General features: G+C 32.4%; 1 protein-coding gene. It reads right to left on the bottom strand.

The annotated features are described in order from the left end of the window. Positions 1-104 precede the first annotated feature (104 nt). On the bottom strand, positions 105-531 hold a 427-nt coding region (locus CWB75_RS19120; protein ID WP_171039134.1), incomplete at its 5' end, for a hypothetical protein.

The following is a 531-nucleotide window of genomic DNA, read 5'->3' as shown; positions in this document are numbered from 1 at the left end:
CCTTATTAATAAAAATTTGTAGTCGGCTATAATGTTGAGCGCAGCGAAAACAGCCAACTGTAAATTTTCCTGCTTGATTGCCTTGTATGTTTCTTAACACTTGTTTAGCTATTATTATTTAATTTAACTTCTTTTCGCATCAAGAAAAATATATAGCTATTTTGATCTTTTGAGTGCTCAGGAATACTCATACCCATCGTATTCGTTACTTCATTAAGTGTGCGTATTTCATCCCAGATATAATCATCAATTTTTTCTTCACCAACAAGTCCCTCGGTCTGTTTTATTTCAACTCGACATAGTGAGTATTTGCATTCATAAGATTCTATCCATGCTGATTTTTTGTGAAGAGAATCAGTGAAATCTAGTAATATTTCATTTTCTACAGCGAACTTCCAATCATGATCAATTTCTTGTTCTTCAAAAGCTAAATCAAACTCTTTGCTTGAACCAACTGTCATAGGTTCCGATTTAAAACCATCATCAATTGCAAAATAAGAGGTATCATTATCAGTTTCAGTTTCAGTTTCA

Source organism: Pseudoalteromonas sp. S1608, assembly GCF_005887265.1.
Lineage (GTDB): Bacteria > Pseudomonadota > Gammaproteobacteria > Enterobacterales > Alteromonadaceae > Pseudoalteromonas > Pseudoalteromonas undina.
Note: the sequence above shows the minus strand (reverse complement) of the source record. Positions and strands in the feature narration are given on the sequence as shown.